Raw genomic sequence first — 16019 nt, 5'->3', positions numbered from 1 at the left:
CCCTCACTAATCATAGCAAAAACTATTCTTAAGACTAGTACTAATAACTATATAAATAGGAGGAAAAATAAATGAGAGAATTCTTTAAAATTGTAATGATTACGGTTCTTTGTACAAGCGTGGCGTTAGGAAACTTTACGCCATTATCCATATCTCATGCGGAGGAAGCTTCAAGTGAGATACGAAATCCTGGATTTGAAGAGGTAAATAATGACCCTTCTACTATACCAGGATGGTCGATGGAAAATAACAGTAGTACTCCAGCAGTTATTACCAACACTATTTCTCACGAGGGGAGTCATAGCCTACACTTTAAAGACGAATCGGACAAAGCAGGTAGTAGGATATTTAGTGACAGAGTATCGGTCACTCCTGGTAAATCCTATACTGCAAAGGTCATGACAAATGTGGTAAAGCAAACTCATAATATTGTGTATGAGGTGCACTATTACGACAAAGACAATAGAAAGCTCACTAACAATGTCAAAACAGAGTTATTTGGAAACTTACCTAAAGACAATTGGACAGAACTAAAAGTCTTTACTGAGGTTCCTGCGAATGCAGCATATGCAAGGCTAGCCTTCTACTCTGGCGTAATTAGCTTAACAGAGGCTTACTTTGATGACGTTACTTGGGAGCAAGCAGTAGAAGACATTCCATTAGAAAGAGAATATGCTTCTCCAGTCGATTTAGGTGAAATGGTTAACGTGCAGTTAGGACAAGCAGCAGTTATTCAAAAAAATAGCCTTGGAGAAAATGAAGTATATTATCATTCTAATGGCCTTCCGGGAACATTTTCTGTTTTAAATGCTGAAACAGGAGAGCTTAAATTTTCTAAAGTAATAGAAGGAACAGAGGCTTTATGGGCAATCACAATTGGTTCCGATCAAAATGTGTATTTTGCAGGAACAGGTGATGGTAAGCTTTATCGATATTTACCAGAGGAGAAGAAAGTAGAAGAATTAGGGGTCAATCCATCTGATAACTGGGTATGGGATTTAGAAGGTACCGCTGATGGGAAGATTTATGGGTCCACTTATCCTCATGCAGCTGTATTCGAATATGACATAGAAAGCGGTGCTTTCCGTAACTTTGGTACTGCAAAGGAAGGTCAGCAATATGCGAGAGGAATTGGAGTAAGTGATGACTCTATTTACGTCGGAGTAGGTACTAAAAAGCATTTGATCAAGATTGATAGATCTACAGGAGAAAAAGAAGAAATAATAATTGAAGGCCAAACAGGTACAGATGGCATGATCGAAAATATTTTTATCGTAAATGATAAGCTGTTTGTTTCCGCTGGTTCAGTAACTATGCTAGTTCTTGATAGAGAGACGCATGAAGTGATTAATCAATTTAGTTATAGCAATATGATTTCAGACCCTTCTCCACACAATAACAATTTAATTTACTTTAAGTTTGAAAAGAAATTGTATCAGTACGATTTTAGTAAAAATGAAACAAAAGAGATTGAAGGTATTCCTTTATTACCAGACACAGTACGAGTTAAAGATATGGAATGGATAACATTAAGCAATGGAGAGACAGTTCTTGCTATGATTACGCAGTATGGCGAATATATATTATACGAGCCAATAAAAAATGAAATAACGTTTATTGACATGGATATTGCCTCACAATCCGTAGAGATTCAGGCTCTGGAAGCTGGTCAAGATGGAAAATTATATATGGGTGGCTATCAACGTGGACTAAGTATATATAACCCATTTACGAATGAAAGGGAAGTGAATATACCTTCCTTTGCCCAACCAGAAGGCATCGGCTTTCTAAATGACAAAGTATATTATGGAACATATGTAGGAGCGATGATTTATAGCTATGATCCGAACAAGGAGATAGATTTAAATAGTAACCCTAAGCTAGAATATGATATTACTGATCATCAAGATAGACCTTTTACACTTACATCGGGAGATAATAAGCTATTCGTTGGTACGGTACCAGATTACGGGGTATTAGGTGGAGTTCTAGCCATATTCGATGAAGACACCGGTAAATGGTCACAATATAGAAATGTAGTAGAAGATCAAAGTATTATTGGATTAGCCTATCAGGACGGAAAGCTATATGGCAGCACATCCATTTGGGGTGGACTAGGCTTGGACCCAAAAGCAAAAGAGGCTAAGATATTTGTATGGGATGTAGCTACTTCCAAAAAAATAGAAGAATTTACACCTGCTATTCCTGGAATAGATGAAACTCCAAGAATGATTGGTGAGATCTCATTTGGACCTGATGGTAACCTGTGGGGCATAGTTGATGGGACAATATTTGCGATGGATCCAGAAACGAAGGAAGTGGTTAAGAGTAAAACCATTCATCCAAGCTTATATAATAGCAGTAAGTGGCTACCTTACCGACTAGAATGGGCACCAGATGGAATGCTTTATACGACACTTTCTCGAAAGTTAGTTGCTATTGATCCAGAAACTTTGTCACATAAAGTTATCGTAGATCGCTTTATGAATAATATGACGGTAGGGATGAACGGAAGCATTTATTACGCACAAGGCAACAAGCTACAAATGATTGCAGTACCTGAAACAGACGCTACACTAAAATCTATTTTAATTGGCGGGAAGACTATTTCTAATTTTTCACCAGGGAAAAGCCAATATAATTTACCGGAACAAGAAAGATCAAGCTTACAAGCTATAGCAAATCAGACAGAAGCGAATGTAGATATAAAAGATGAAGGACAAATGACTACTATTTCAGTCACTGCTCCAGACGGTAAGTCAAAGAAAACATATAGTATTCAATGGGAGCAGCAAGCAGAGGTTCCGGAATATGCAATGGAAGTGAATGTGAAATTCCAAGATGAAAAAGGAAAGGAAATACAAAAGCTTACGAAGGAAAACAAGATTACAGCTGCCATAGAGGTTAAAAATACTAAAAATAAAAATCAAGATATTTTAGTATTAATGGAGTTACTTGATGAGAATGGAAAAGTAGTTGATCAAGATCAAAGCTCAAGAACAATCCCAAAAGGTAAGACGATGAAAATGTCGACAAAGCTTAAGATGCCTAAAAACATTAAGGGGTATCAATTAAAAGTAACTGCGTGGGAAGGTAAGAAGATAAAGGAGAATATGGTGCCGTTATCGGAAGAGTTTATCATTAAGGAATAAAATCTGGAAAACATATTAGGTGGGTGAAAAAAAGTGCTAAACATAGCACTTTTTTTACTGATATTTTCTACAGCATAGCATTATAAAAGCCCACAACCCTTTAATGGGCTGTGGGCAAATTTATAATTTATATTATCGTATGCGGCTTTCTGTTTCCTTGTCAAAGAAGTGAGCCTTAGACATATCAAATGTAAGCTGTATGTTTTGCCCTGTTTCTAAAAGAGAATCTGCATTAATTCGAGCAACGTATTGCTGTTCTCCTAGAGTGGAGTACACCATGAACTCAGCACCTGTTAATTCACATACATCTACATGTGCGTTCACTACGGATTCTGGTGTTCTAGTCAGATCCTCTGGGTCTGCAGAAATATGCTCTGGACGGATTCCGAAAATAATATCTTTACCGTTGTAGCCTTGCCCATTTAGAAGAGAAGCCTTTTCTGGAGATAATTTAATCTTATTCTCGCCGGCTACAAAGTAACCGTCCTTTACTTGCCCTTGGAAGAAGTTCATGGCAGGTGATCCAATAAAGCCTCCAACGAAAACATTTTCTGGGTTTTCATACACGTCTTTCGGAGTACCGACCTGTTGAATAAGGCCGTCCTTCATAACTACTAAACGTGAAGCCATTGTCATTGCCTCTGTTTGGTCATGGGTAACGTATACAGTAGTTGTTTTAAGTCGGTGGTGAAGCTTAATAATTTCAGCACGCATTTGTACACGTAATTTGGCATCTAGATTAGATAATGGCTCATCCATTAAGAACAGCTTAGCATCACGGACGATTGCACGTCCTAATGCTACACGCTGACGCTGACCGCCAGACAAAGCTTTTGGTTTTCTATTTAGAAGTGGCTCAAGACCTAGAATTTCAGCTGCATTCTTCACTCGCTTGTCAATATCAGCTTTAGGGAATTTTCTTAGTTTTAACCCGAAAGCCATATTATCATAGACAGACATATGCGGATAAAGTGCGTAGTTTTGGAACACCATTGCGATGTCGCGATCTTTAGGAGCCACATTATTCATAAGCTTACCCTCGATACGAAGCTCACCTTTAGAAATTTCCTCTAGGCCTGCAATCATACGAAGTGTTGTCGATTTACCGCAACCAGATGGCCCAACTAAAACGATAAATTCTTTGTCTTGTACGTGTAAGTTGAAGTCTGAAACTGCAGTAGAAGTATCATCATATATCTTATAAATATTTTCGAGAACCATTTTTTCCATTGTAAATCCCCCCAAATTGTTTTTTCCATACATTAAGTTTAACAATAGAGATTAATGGCTTATATAGATGATATGCACAAGGTTTTTAGAAATATATTGTGCATGTTGTTATTCATAGTTTACGAGCAAGCTAGCACAATATACAATGAGGGCTCCGCCAAAGTCACGGACTGATATACCTGTGATTTCCTGAAATTTTGACAATCTATAATGAAGTGTATTCCGGTGAATATGTAATTTTTTTGAAGTGATAGAGGCGTTGAAGCCATTTTCGAAAAAGGCACGGACGGTTTGCAGTAGCTCCGTGTCAAATTCAATTGGAATTAACACTTCGTGGTGGATGATTTGTCTCAAGCTTTCCGACATTTCATTGGTTAGGATGGTCGGAAATATGCTTTCGAGTGTATAAATTCGTCCAGGAAAATAGTTGCCTATTCCATTAGAAAACCATTCTCTTTCTAAAGCATAACGTGAAGGTGTTTGTTCATCTACAGGATAGAACTTCCCGATAAAGAGCTGGGCTTTTATAAAAAAATCACTTTCTAAAGCTGAGATAAAGGAAGCCAGGTCCTCTGGAGACTGAGTATAAGTAGACTTTTGTTCAATCAGTAAGGCATTGTTGGGGGCTACGAAAACAAGTTGCACAGCATCCTCGAAAAATAATTGAACGGCCTTGGCCAAGTCTGTATTTTGAAAGCTATTACTCTTTATCACAAGCTGTATAATACGAATTTTCTTGCCTGCCTCAATAGGTAGCTCACCAGAGCCTTGAAGAAAACGAGTCCACCTTTCAGAAAGTGAGTAATCAGAAGGCAACGTTAAATCTACTACTGTGTAGAAAGAAGAGAGTAGCGAAAAGTCCCGAGAGGATACTTCATTCTTCTTTATTTGTATCCACTGATTACTAGAAGGATCATGAAAAGTATGAACGTCCTTATCTGTGTTATTTGGGTATTCTGAAAATTTATGATAGGAAGGAAAGAGGGAAGATAAATCTTTCAGCATAGTTGAACTCCTTTCTCATGAATCTCTTTCTGGAACGGTGGTAGATTAGTATGCAAAGTAGACATCTAAACATATATATCAGGAATTTAATGGCTCAAAATAGAAATCTCCCAAGTTTCATATGAACTCGAGAGATTTCCTTTACTGTGCGGGCTTGAGATATAAAGTTCAATCTTTCTTGTAAGCTTGTCATGCACTTATTAAATTGCTTAGCTAAGACCAAATTCCGTTATTAAAGAGGCTAAGCCACCTTGGAAACCGCTCCCAATTGCGTTAAACTTCCACTCATTTCCGTGTCTGTATATCTCACCAACAACAAGTGCCGTTTCAATGGAAAAGTCCTCTCCCAAATCGTATCGAACTATTTCTTCATGCGTCTCGTCATTTACAATCCGGATAAAGGCATTAGAAACCTGACCAAAGTTCTGATTCCTAGCCTCTGCATCATGAATAGTAACGGTAAAAACTACTCTATGCACACCGCTAGGGACTTGTTGAAGGTTCACTAACAATTGCTCATCGTCACCATCGCCATCACCTGTGCGATTATCTCCAGTATGAACAACTGAGCCATCCTCACTTTGAAGATTGTTATAGAAGATGAAACTTTTATCGCTTAGTGCCTTTCCATTTGAATCAACTAAGAAAGCAGAGGCGTCTAAATCAAAGTCATGACCACCACTATAGCGATTTGTATCCCAACCTAATCCAACCATAATTTTTGTTAATCCAGGATTCGTTTTTGTAAGATCAATCTTTTGTCCTTTAGATAGGTTAATAACTGACATTTCAATTCCTCCTTTAAATTAGTGAGTACTGAGTAAGTGTTTATTTTCTTTGACCATCTTCATATTTCTTTTGAAGCTCTTCTAATCGAAGACGACCTTGTTCTCTCATTTTACGGTTTTCATCTTCAATCGCCTTTGTTTCGTTCATCCCACGCATAATCGTTTCCCACGTTTGCTCAATCGTTTCAATTTTAATACTAGGCTGACCTGACATTCTGGCGATATCTACACTTTGCCTAGAAATGTCATTCGCATTTCTTAACAGCATTTCGTTTGTTCGACGGTCTAATTCACTCATCGATTGGGCAACCAAGTTTTGTCGTTTGGCAGAAATAGCATTGATTAGACCAGTTTTAAATATAGGAATGGTAGTCACAAATGCAGAGTTAATCTTCCCTATAAGCTTGGTATTACCTCGTTGCAGCATTCGGATTTGAGGGGCAGACTGATAGGCAACTTGTTTAGCCATTTCTAAGTCATAAATTCTTTGATCTAGTAGCTCAATGGCATTTTGAAGGGAATTTAAATCCATTAAAACAAGCTGATCGCCTCTCTCTGCTTTTTCCTGTAGGGCAGGGAGCTGCTGGCGTAACTGGTTAAGCTTTAATTCACCTGCAACAATATATTTCTCTAGCTCCATGAAATAAGTGAAGTTTTTATCGTAGAGTTCTTCTAACGTTTGAGTAGAAGCTTTCATCTCTTTTTCATATTTCGTAATTTCAATGAAGACTTTGTCTATTTCTTTCCCCATTGTTTGATACTTATTGAAGAGCTTTTCAATTAGCTTCTCACCCTTTTTGAACACCTTGCTCAATAGAGATGGCTTTTCTACAAAATCTTTTTTATCGAACTTATCCATAATTTTACCAAGCTGTTTTAAAAGCTCGCTGGATTCTTCCATACTACTAGATTTTATTGTGTTTAAAATTCTTCCTGTAAAAGCAGAGATTTCGTTTGCTGGCTCGCGACCAAACTCTAACAACTCTACTTGGTTTTTAGGATCAATTTTCGCAACCAATTGTAAAACCTGAGGATCTCTCTTCAATTGTGTTTTGAGTTCATTGCTTTCCTCTAAAAGCTGTTCCTTTTGGTCCATTTCTAATTTTTCTAGTTCCAAACTACTTCAACCCCTATATCATCTAAATTTTTTAAAAATCTTACTTACTACATTCTCTTCTTTAAAAGGCTCATTGAAGGATCTATCATCCATCCAGTGCAGATCAAACATTCCTTCTTGAACCCATTTTTCTATATCCAAATGTCCTTGCGGATTTACCAATATAATATCTAAACCAAGATGATGCATGATGCATAGAGCGTTTGCATCTGCTCTACTCAACTCGGGTCCCTTTTCTTCATTATAAAGGAAGATAGTTGGAACATATTGAGGGTAATCAAACGTTTGAAACAGACGTATAACAAAATCAGGTATAAACATGGATTGAGAGAACGCATATAATTGTAATTCCTCATGTGTTTCGTTTCCCTGAGGAATAAGAATGGGATCACGCACATGCTTAGCAATGGCTTCACCTATCGCTGTTTGTGTACCTGAAGGTAGCTTACCATAAGACCACCAATTAGAAGATTTCATAATCTCAGGATCTAACATTCCGTCAGAGTTTAAAGCATTTCGATAATGAAAAACTGGATTTGCCTTTTGTTCCTTAGTAAATGGGAATTGACGAATCACATGGGTATCCTCTCGAGAGGTTAAGGAATGCACGTTGTTCCAAAAACGCTTTCGATTGCGGTCTATTCCCATGTATTTAGCAAAAACGACGGGAATAGTTACTTGCTGACTGCTTACTTGAAAGTGAGGACGAATCATTGCACGTTCTTTAGCTATTAAGAATGCTTCATCCTCGGTGGTTTTTAACCTTAAGGAATTTATGGAATATGATTTAAATTGAAAAGGCTTATAAAGACCTGAATCATCGTGATGCAAGAGTTCATTTATTTCTTGAGTAGCTCTAAAAGCAACTGTACCAGCAATTTTAGGCATCTCATTTGGAAATTCACTTGGCTTGCTTGCTATTTTGGGAAATTTAAAGGAATGTTCCTCATCTATTCCAAGCATTTGCATTGGCCAGGATTCATCGCAGGGATTAAATATGACGATATGAAATCCATAAGCTCCTAAAAACTTTAGAAACCATCTCTCACTAGGAGTAGCATCACCGTACCAGAGGAAGCCGGGCAGACCAGTTTGAAAGTCTAATTTTTCTAAAACAGGCTCGACATGATTGAATATCCATTTAATCATATCAATCGTTATCCGTCGATACTCATGGTGCTGTGTCCCTTCAACATAGTTAGATTGGAGCTGTTTTAATAAATCGATTAAAACAATCCTTATACGTCTATTTAAATCGGTATCATTGAGTTTTGGGAGTAAAAAATGACCTTCCAAAAAGGCAACCATTCGATTAGGAGACAGTCCTTTTTCCTGCCGATGTATTTCAAAAAGCTGATTAATAGCACGTAGTTTATCAGGTGCAATATTTTTATTAAGAGAATTAGTAAGATTAATCAGCTTACCATCAGAATCATTTAATTGTGTATGCAAAATAGTAAAATACTCATCTTCATCCATAGAAACACCAATAAATTGGCATAATAACTGGGGATATGTCAGGCTATCTTGATCGACTGTCACTATGCTAGGGTCTTCTAAAGAGTTTTTTAGCCATTTCCCAATGTTAGATGAATCCCACGACTGCATCCTTATTGGATTTAACTTCACCATGGGTTTTACCTCCTGTTAATACATATTATAACAAATATTATGAACTTTTTTTATTATTTCCTCACCTGCCAATACACCAGTTTGATCGGTTACTTGGACGTGAGATGGGAGGTGCGAATTATTTAATATAACTTCTCCATGCTGAGGGATGAAACCGTAATCAGCACTTAAAACCATATCTAAATCTAATAATGAATCACCTGCTGCAATTACTGTTTCTGCCTCTACTCGATCAGCTACAAACTCAAGAGCGAGAGACTTGTTAATACAATTAGGCATTACGTACAACTTTCTTCCTTGTTTAGACAAGGTGAAGCCTTGCTTGTAAAAGAGTTGGGATAGGTCTTCCAAGTCCTCAACTGTAAATCTCTCCTCATCTATAATCATATACACAAACCAGTTCTCTGCCTGTAAGGATTTTAAGACGGAGCCTCTTTGAATATAAGGTTCAATCTGTGAAAGTACGTGAGAGACAGAGGTACAGTCGTTCTCAAGCTGTACCTCTATTTTATCAGACCATTCCGGAATAGGTTTACCATTTTCTAATATTACAGCTCCATTGGAGACAATGGAGTATGTTGGCTTCTCCTGAGGATTATACAATCTAAACAAGCGTTCATATTGTTTACTAGTTCTAGTTGTGACTGGCAAAAATTCAATGGAAGAGGAGAGTTCTTTAAAAATTTCTAGTCCTTCCTTGGTCATGAATGCTGTCGGATTGTTCTCACGCCACTCTACTATGGCTAGATCCTGTTCACTTACTTCGAGACCTCTAGATTTTTTACTATATATGAGTGTTCGATCTAAATCACTCGCAAATAGAATAGTCATATTAATTCCTCCGATTCTATAAGCCCAATAGCACGGTAATAAAGGTCAGGGATTATTTCAATAGGTATATTTTTTTCTTGGCATAAGCTTAAAATATGCTTAACAGCTTCCTCATTTTCATCTCTTAAGAGAATTTTATGAGGTTTCCTTCTTAATAACGTTCTAGTCGTTTCCCCAATACTAGGCTTTACTTTGGTGAGGTCAGAGTTTTTGTAATATTTGTGTGCGATTTCTTGAGCTACCTGCATGCCTGACCAGGTTCTTTCGTTCTTAATAGGGAATTCATTGAACTGCTTTAGGATATTTTCCTCTTCAGTAGAAAAATGAGCAGTTATTTGATCGACAAAAGAGTTGGAAACATCCTCATCCTCAAGCTCCGCGTAATACTTGGCCCCATGAAAATCCTCTGGTGACTGATAGGCGTTATTTAGAATAGTTCTACTGATTAAGCCAGATACTGTAGAATTTAAAAAGGCATTAGGTATTAGAATATCTTCTCTTGTGCTATATAACGTTGCACATCCACCAGGATCGGAAAGGACTGCAAGGTCATCGTTTAAGTGAAGACCTTGTTCATTCAATTGTTGAACGGATTTGGTCAACTCTTTTTGAATGGCACCTTTTCCTGTCCAACCATCTACAAATTGTAAATGATGGTTCGGGTATAGATCACGCACTGTTTTTATAGCATTTTCGTCAATCCCTTTTCCTCTTAAGATGGATACGCTAAAATGTGGCCAGTCTAAGCCTAAAAAAGTACGAGCATATCTTCTCATTAAAATTCCTACTGGGCTTCCTGCGCGTGCCAAGGAAATGATGACGACTTGATCCGTTCCTGCATATTTGTGGACGCGTCTAGTGACAATGCCTACTAATTGAGCTATATAGCTAGAAAGCTGGTTCATAGCCTGATTGTATAGACGTAGATACTCTGGAGAGGGTCGATATTCTATAGGTAAGGACTCAGAGTAATGATGCCCTAAAGAAAATGCCTTTTCTCGATTATCTATGTTCGATTCAATTTGAATTTTGGACATATCCTTTAGTAAGAAGGTAATGTCTTCTGGTGAGTAACTAGTTTTAACTAAGTGATCAGTCTTAAGCATCCTCTAATCCCCCTCTGTTAGCTGGCGATGTAAGGGATAACCATGTGACCAATCCTTTGCTGTGCAAATAGCTTAGTAAAGGAGACCAGGTTTCTTTATTTTTTACAGACTCTGCTACTACTAAGATTTGTTCAAATTCATGTTCTGCAACGTTATATAAGTATTGTTCAACATCATTTGAATCAGGCAAAATAAATTTACACTTACTTTTAATTGGATAGTGTTCCTCATTTTTTGCAAAGATTGGGCTTCTAGTCGTTGTTTGGATCTTGGTATGTTTACCTAGTGCGAGAGCAATACGGCTTGGAATATATATGTTTTCTCCTATGCCTATTACAAGCGTTGGTTTATCCCTATCTAATTTCAGCTTTTCAAGTAATTTATGTATCCAGTCGTCCATTGCTGCATGGCTTTCACTCGTCAGGCCAAATCTACCAGTGAGAGTGCTATAAATTGCATGTTCGCTAAAATAGGGAGTGGTGCACTGAGAGGGGATGTCATCCTCTAAAGACACATGAACTTCTTCTCCCCCTTTTAGGTAAGGTATGACTTCCTCTTTGATGGTAGCTGTATTGTGTAGAGTGAATTGACCAGAAAGAATGGAGATTATTTCGGCATGAATCCCATTTTGTTTCATTAAGTCAGTAAAGTTGTTTATATTTTCTACACTTCTCCAATCCAGAATAGACAATATTTTAAACTGCTTTTTTGGGAACTTTTCGTTTAAGGATATAATTAAATTGGAAAGTGTGAGGCCAGAGGTTATTTCATCATCGATAAGTACAATCGTTTCCGCTTCCTTTAACACGTTCTCTGAAGCATATACTCGGTGAGAGGTAGCATGAGAATGCTCTTCTTCAAAAACAAAAGAAGGGGAGAGATTGATGATTTCTTCACGCGTAGTATGAATGTACTGAGCCTCATCAAAATGATTAAAAACAGCATGACCTAAACCGGTGGCAGTTTCTGCGAAGCCTATAAAGACAGTATTAGACGGTAATTTAACCTTATATTTTAAAGAGCTAAGGCTAAGCGTGCGGTCTGACTGGCCGGAATCAATCATTTGAATAATATCCATTAACTGTGGATGAGCAGGTAAACCTTCATTTTCCATTAACATAGAAGCAAGAACAGTCCCAGTTCCTAGTGAAAGAGAAGGGTCTACTGGTAGGTGTTTCCCGAGCAGGCGACTAATAAAGAGAAATTGTCTTTTTTTATTTATTCTTACTCCCATTTCAAAAAGCTTATCTGGATTAAGGTTGTACGGATTATTTTGAACATCAATGGTTAGCTTTAAATTTCCATGTAAATTATATGTTCTTGATGTAGCCAATAAAGTCGTGTGTGGTAACATTTTCATTTAGCACCCCATATATTTCTGCTTGCGCCAGTATTTTTAAAGCCCAACTATAATGAGGTTTAACCTCATTCATTTTATTTTTTGAAGGGCTACTTAAAATTCCATTATTTCCATATCTGTTTCCAACGATCATGCTAGCGTCGTCAAACGTCTCCTTAGAAACAGGATAGACAGCATTAACGATATCTACTTGGCTTGGATGAATGCACGTTTTACCGTAAAATCCATTCAAAAGGTCTAGTTGAACTTCTTCCCATAAGATGTCCTTACTTTTATCATCAAAGTATTCAAATACAGGACCTGAAATTATAAAGTTATCCTCATAGCGTCTAAAAGTGTTTAGAATTTCTGTTAAACAATCTCCAATTAATTGTAGCTCGTAAACAGTTCTATTATATGGCCGTCTAAGGCTAAAAAGGCTAGAGAAGTCTGTTGCCCCAACTCTAATGGTTAATATGAGACGTTCGTAATTCAAGAAAATCTTATAAAGCTTTTGGAGCTCCTCTTGTCGAGACTCTTTATAAATAATCTCTTTTGATTCAATAATAGGCAAACCATATAGCGTAACGGATCTTGCTTGGTTTAAGGAATCCAAGCATGAAAAGAAATCATTAGCATTAGTAGAATTACATTTAGGGAAGACTATACCCGTGATAAGGTCTAAGTCATTTCCTAACTGACTAGCAATTCTCTGTAACTGGTCTACGCTTCGAATTCTTATAAATAGGAGGGGCAAATCATACTGTAGGGTAGCATTTGCGCTGATCGCTTCAGCTAAGGTGTGCAGTTGTTCTACTACATTGTTTTCGGCTTCTGTTAGCGCGTTATCTGAAATAGAATCCTCTAAACACATAATTACACTAGTAAGATTTTCAAAAGATCTCTTGATTAGTTTTGAAGAAAAATTACTCATTAGGCCAGGAATATATAAAGTGGCACCCATAGCAATCCCCAATTTTAGCTTGTCTGTCGTTTTTGAAAATTCTTTAGGAGGTAGATGAAAAAAATTATTCACTTCATTTTCACTTAAACCCTTAAAATGTCTGATGGTAATCACTCCTTGAAAGAAGAAGGGGCTATAGGTCACCCAAGTTCTATTAAATATACTCTTTGTAAAAAAAAAGCAAGGAGAAAACCCTTGCTTTAGAAAAGATTTAACTAGTTTAAGCCAAAGTCAGAAACTAAAGCTCCTAATCCACCTTGGTAGCCGCTACCAATTGCATTAAATTTCCACTCGTTATTGTGGCGATACAATTCACCTACAACTACTGCTGTTTCAATTGAGAAATCTTCTCCTAAATCGTAGCGAATTAGTTCTTCCTGAGTGTCTGCATTGATAATTCGTACGTATGAATTATTTACTTGACCAAAGTTTTGACCTCTAGCTTCTGCATCGTGAATAGTAATGCTAAAAGCAATTTTTTCAATAGAACTTGTAACGTTTGCAAGGTTTATATTAACTTGCTCATCATCGCCATCTCCTTCGCCTGTGCGATTATCTCCTGTATGAACAACTGCTCCATTACTACCTGAAGTATTGTTATAAAAAATAAAATCAGCCTCAGATGCACATTTTCCGCTGCTATTTAGTAAGAAAACGGAAGAGTCAAGGTCGAAGTCGTTTCTGCCGTCATATTTGTTTGTATCCCAGCCTAGACCTACAATAATGTTTGTTAACCCTGGATTACCTTTAGTTAAGTCTACCTTTTGTCCTTTAGATAAATTAATAGCCATGTTTATATCCCACTCCTTATAAGTATTTGTTTGCTATAGATGAAATATCAGTGTCTGCTGTACCTTCTCCAATAGCCGAGAATTTCCACTCTTCACCATCGCGATATAGTTCCCCAAGGAAAAGTGAAGTTTTCCCAGAATAATTATCAGAAAGATTATAATGTACTAATTCTTGTCTTGTATCGTTGTCCACTAAACGAATAAATGCATTTTTTATCAAGCCAAAATCTTGTTTTCGTTGTTTTGCTTGGTAAATATTAACGACAAATAAAAGTCTATGAACAGAACTTGCAACTGATTTAAGGTTTACGTTAATTACCTCATCGTCTCCGTCACCATCTCCGGTACGGTTGTCACCCATATGTACCACGCTGCCATTGTTAGAAGTTTTGTTTCCAAAATATATTAATTGTTGTTTGGAAGATAACTTTCCATTTTCGTTTAAAAGTAGAACTGAAGCGTCACAGTCTATAGCAGCGCCACTAGAACCACCGCCAAAAAGACTACCTAAAAACCCACCGCTTTTTTGACTTACTGGATCCCATCCAAGTCCAACCATGACACTTTTTAAAGAAGACCTACCTTTAGTAAGATCAATTTTTTGTCCTTTTACAAGATTAATAGCCATTGATAAACCTCCCCAAATTTCTTTATTTAATTAATTTTACGTAACTACCGCTTAAATAGTTTCATTAAGTAATAAAATTTTTATCGTTATTCATACTAATATATTTTAACGGTTTACATGGGAAATTGGAAATATATAAGCCGATATCAGAACAAAGACTGTGACAATTTAAATTCGGTTTCTGCTTTCTCCTGAAGTTTTCAAGCAGAGCCACGCAGAAGTTAAGTGTGAGTCACTTGTTGCTTCATCCGAGCTTTATTTCTTTTGATAGAGAATAGCGGCATGCCCTAACGTTTTAGCTGCTGTTAGCATGGCCTTTTCATCAAAATCAAACATCGGGCTATGATGTGGGTAGACATCTCCATCAGGCATAGCTCCGGTGAAGAAAAACGTCCCTGGAATTTGTTCGAGATAATAGCCATAATCCTCACCAATCATTAAAAGCTCCGATTCCTTTACCTCTTTGACATCTGGGATTTGTCTTGCTATTTCAGCAAGATATTCTGTTTCTTCTTTATGGTTAATGACTGGAGGGTATCCTCTTTCATATGTGAGTGTATAGGTACAGTCTGCAGTCAGACAAGTTCCGTCTAACACGCGTCGTAACTCATTCTCCATTAAATCTCTTACAGCAGAAGTAAATGTTCTAATGGTTCCGCTCAATTTAACCGAATCAGCGATAATGTTAAATGCATTGTCGGCAACAAATGAACCGACAGAAAGAACAGCCGACTCTACCGGATTGACTCTTCTTGAGACAATTTGCTGCAAATTAACTACTAGTTGTGAAGCAGCCAAAATGGCATCTTTTGTGTCATGAGGATTAGCGCCATGACCACCGCGCCCTTGAATTTTGATGATAAAACGATCTGCTGCAGCCATAATTGGGCCGGAGCGATAGGCAATTGTGTGAAGGGGAGTTTGAGACCATAAATGGGTACCAAAAATTACATCTACGTCATGTAAGCAGCCAGCTTCTATCATTGGTTTTGCGCCACCTGGTGCATATTCCTCCGCATGCTGATGTATAAATACGTATTCTCCACTCAGTTCATCTTTTAACTCATGAATAGTACGGGCAAGAATGAGCAGTGTAGCAGTATGTCCATCATGTCCACAGGCGTGCATTACACCAGGTACTGTAGATTTATACGGAACTTCCTTCTCATCTTGAATGGGTAGTGCATCAAAGTCTGCACGCAAAGCAACCGTTTTCCCAGGGCGTGCCCCTTTGACTCTTGCGACAACACCATTTCCGCCCACATTGGCTTCAAAAGGTATACCAAGTTGTAAGTAAAAGTTTTGAATATATTTGGCAGTGTTAGTCTCTTGAAAGGATACCTCAGGATGCATATGTAAATACCTTCTAATTGTTACCATGTCATTAAAGCCTGCTTCTAATCTTCGAAATAAATCATTAGTCATCTTAAAACACC

The 16019-nt window shown here is 37.5% G+C and carries 13 protein-coding genes; 1 reads left to right on the top strand and 12 read right to left on the bottom strand.

The genetic code is table 11. The annotated features are described in order from the left end of the window. Positions 1-71: 71 nt before the first annotated feature. Positions 72-3152, top strand: a complete 3081-nt coding sequence (locus tag HF876_RS11475) for a carbohydrate binding domain-containing protein (RefSeq protein WP_169360194.1) — start codon at positions 72-74, stop codon at positions 3150-3152. 132 nt (positions 3153-3284) lie between these two features. On the opposite strand, the gene HF876_RS11470 is transcribed toward HF876_RS11475, so the two are convergent. The 12 genes from HF876_RS11470 to HF876_RS11415 all read right to left on the bottom strand — a co-directional run bounded on the left by HF876_RS11470 (position 3285) and on the right by HF876_RS11415 (position 16008). Further along, positions 3285-4382, bottom strand: coding sequence for an ABC transporter ATP-binding protein (locus HF876_RS11470; RefSeq protein ID WP_169360193.1), 1098 nt, complete (start codon positions 4380-4382; stop codon positions 3285-3287). Between the two features lie 108 nt (positions 4383-4490). Beyond that, the gene (locus HF876_RS11465) at positions 4491-5387 is read right to left on the bottom strand and encodes a PucR family transcriptional regulator (protein ID WP_169360192.1); all 897 of its coding nucleotides are present in this window, start codon (positions 5385-5387) and stop codon (positions 4491-4493) included. 209 nt (positions 5388-5596) lie between these two features. Next, on the bottom strand, positions 5597-6175 hold the full coding sequence (locus HF876_RS11460) for a TerD family protein (protein WP_169360191.1): 579 nt from the start codon (positions 6173-6175) through the stop codon (positions 5597-5599). 40 nt (positions 6176-6215) lie between these two features. Continuing rightward, positions 6216-7271 carry a toxic anion resistance protein gene (locus HF876_RS11455; protein WP_169360220.1) on the bottom strand — a complete coding sequence of 352 codons (1056 nt, stop codon included), beginning with the start codon at positions 7269-7271 and terminating at the stop codon, positions 6216-6218. 39 nt (positions 7272-7310) lie between these two features. Next, on the bottom strand, positions 7311-8924 hold the full coding sequence (locus HF876_RS11450) for a YceG family protein (protein WP_169360190.1): 1614 nt from the start codon (positions 8922-8924) through the stop codon (positions 7311-7313). A 15-nt stretch (positions 8925-8939) separates the two neighbouring features. Further along, positions 8940-9755, bottom strand: a complete 816-nt coding sequence (locus HF876_RS11445) for an HAD family hydrolase (RefSeq protein WP_169360189.1) — start codon at positions 9753-9755, stop codon at positions 8940-8942. Continuing rightward, positions 9752-10861, bottom strand: coding sequence for a cysteine protease StiP domain-containing protein (locus HF876_RS11440; protein ID WP_169360188.1), 1110 nt, complete (start codon positions 10859-10861; stop codon positions 9752-9754). Before HF876_RS11440 ends, HF876_RS11445 begins: the two co-directional genes overlap by 4 nt. Continuing rightward, entirely contained in the window at positions 10854-12221 is a 1368-nt protein-coding gene (locus HF876_RS11435; RefSeq protein WP_169360187.1) for a phosphoribosyltransferase family protein, read from the bottom strand. The genes HF876_RS11440 and HF876_RS11435 overlap by 8 nt, the downstream gene beginning before the upstream one ends. After that, positions 12172-13236, bottom strand: coding sequence for an HpcH/HpaI aldolase/citrate lyase family protein (locus HF876_RS11430; protein ID WP_251556372.1), 1065 nt, complete (start codon positions 13234-13236; stop codon positions 12172-12174). The genes HF876_RS11435 and HF876_RS11430 overlap by 50 nt, the downstream gene beginning before the upstream one ends. A gap of 143 nt (positions 13237-13379) precedes the next feature. Then, positions 13380-13955 (bottom strand): TerD family protein, encoded by a 576-nt coding sequence (locus HF876_RS11425; protein ID WP_169360186.1) that lies wholly within the window; start codon positions 13953-13955, stop codon positions 13380-13382. 16 nt (positions 13956-13971) lie between these two features. Beyond that, on the bottom strand, positions 13972-14583 hold the full coding sequence (locus HF876_RS11420) for a TerD family protein (RefSeq protein WP_169360185.1): 612 nt from the start codon (positions 14581-14583) through the stop codon (positions 13972-13974). Positions 14584-14838: 255 nt separating this feature from the next. Further along, positions 14839-16008 carry a M20 family metallopeptidase gene (locus tag HF876_RS11415; RefSeq protein ID WP_169360184.1) on the bottom strand — a complete coding sequence of 390 codons (1170 nt, stop codon included), beginning with the start codon at positions 16006-16008 and terminating at the stop codon, positions 14839-14841. Between the last annotated feature and the right edge of the window lie 11 nt (positions 16009-16019).

Origin of the sequence: Psychrobacillus sp. BL-248-WT-3 (assembly GCF_012843435.1) — a bacterium.
Classification (GTDB): Bacteria; Bacillota; Bacilli; order Bacillales_A; family Planococcaceae; genus Psychrobacillus.
This window is presented reverse-complemented; position numbering and strand designations above follow the sequence as displayed.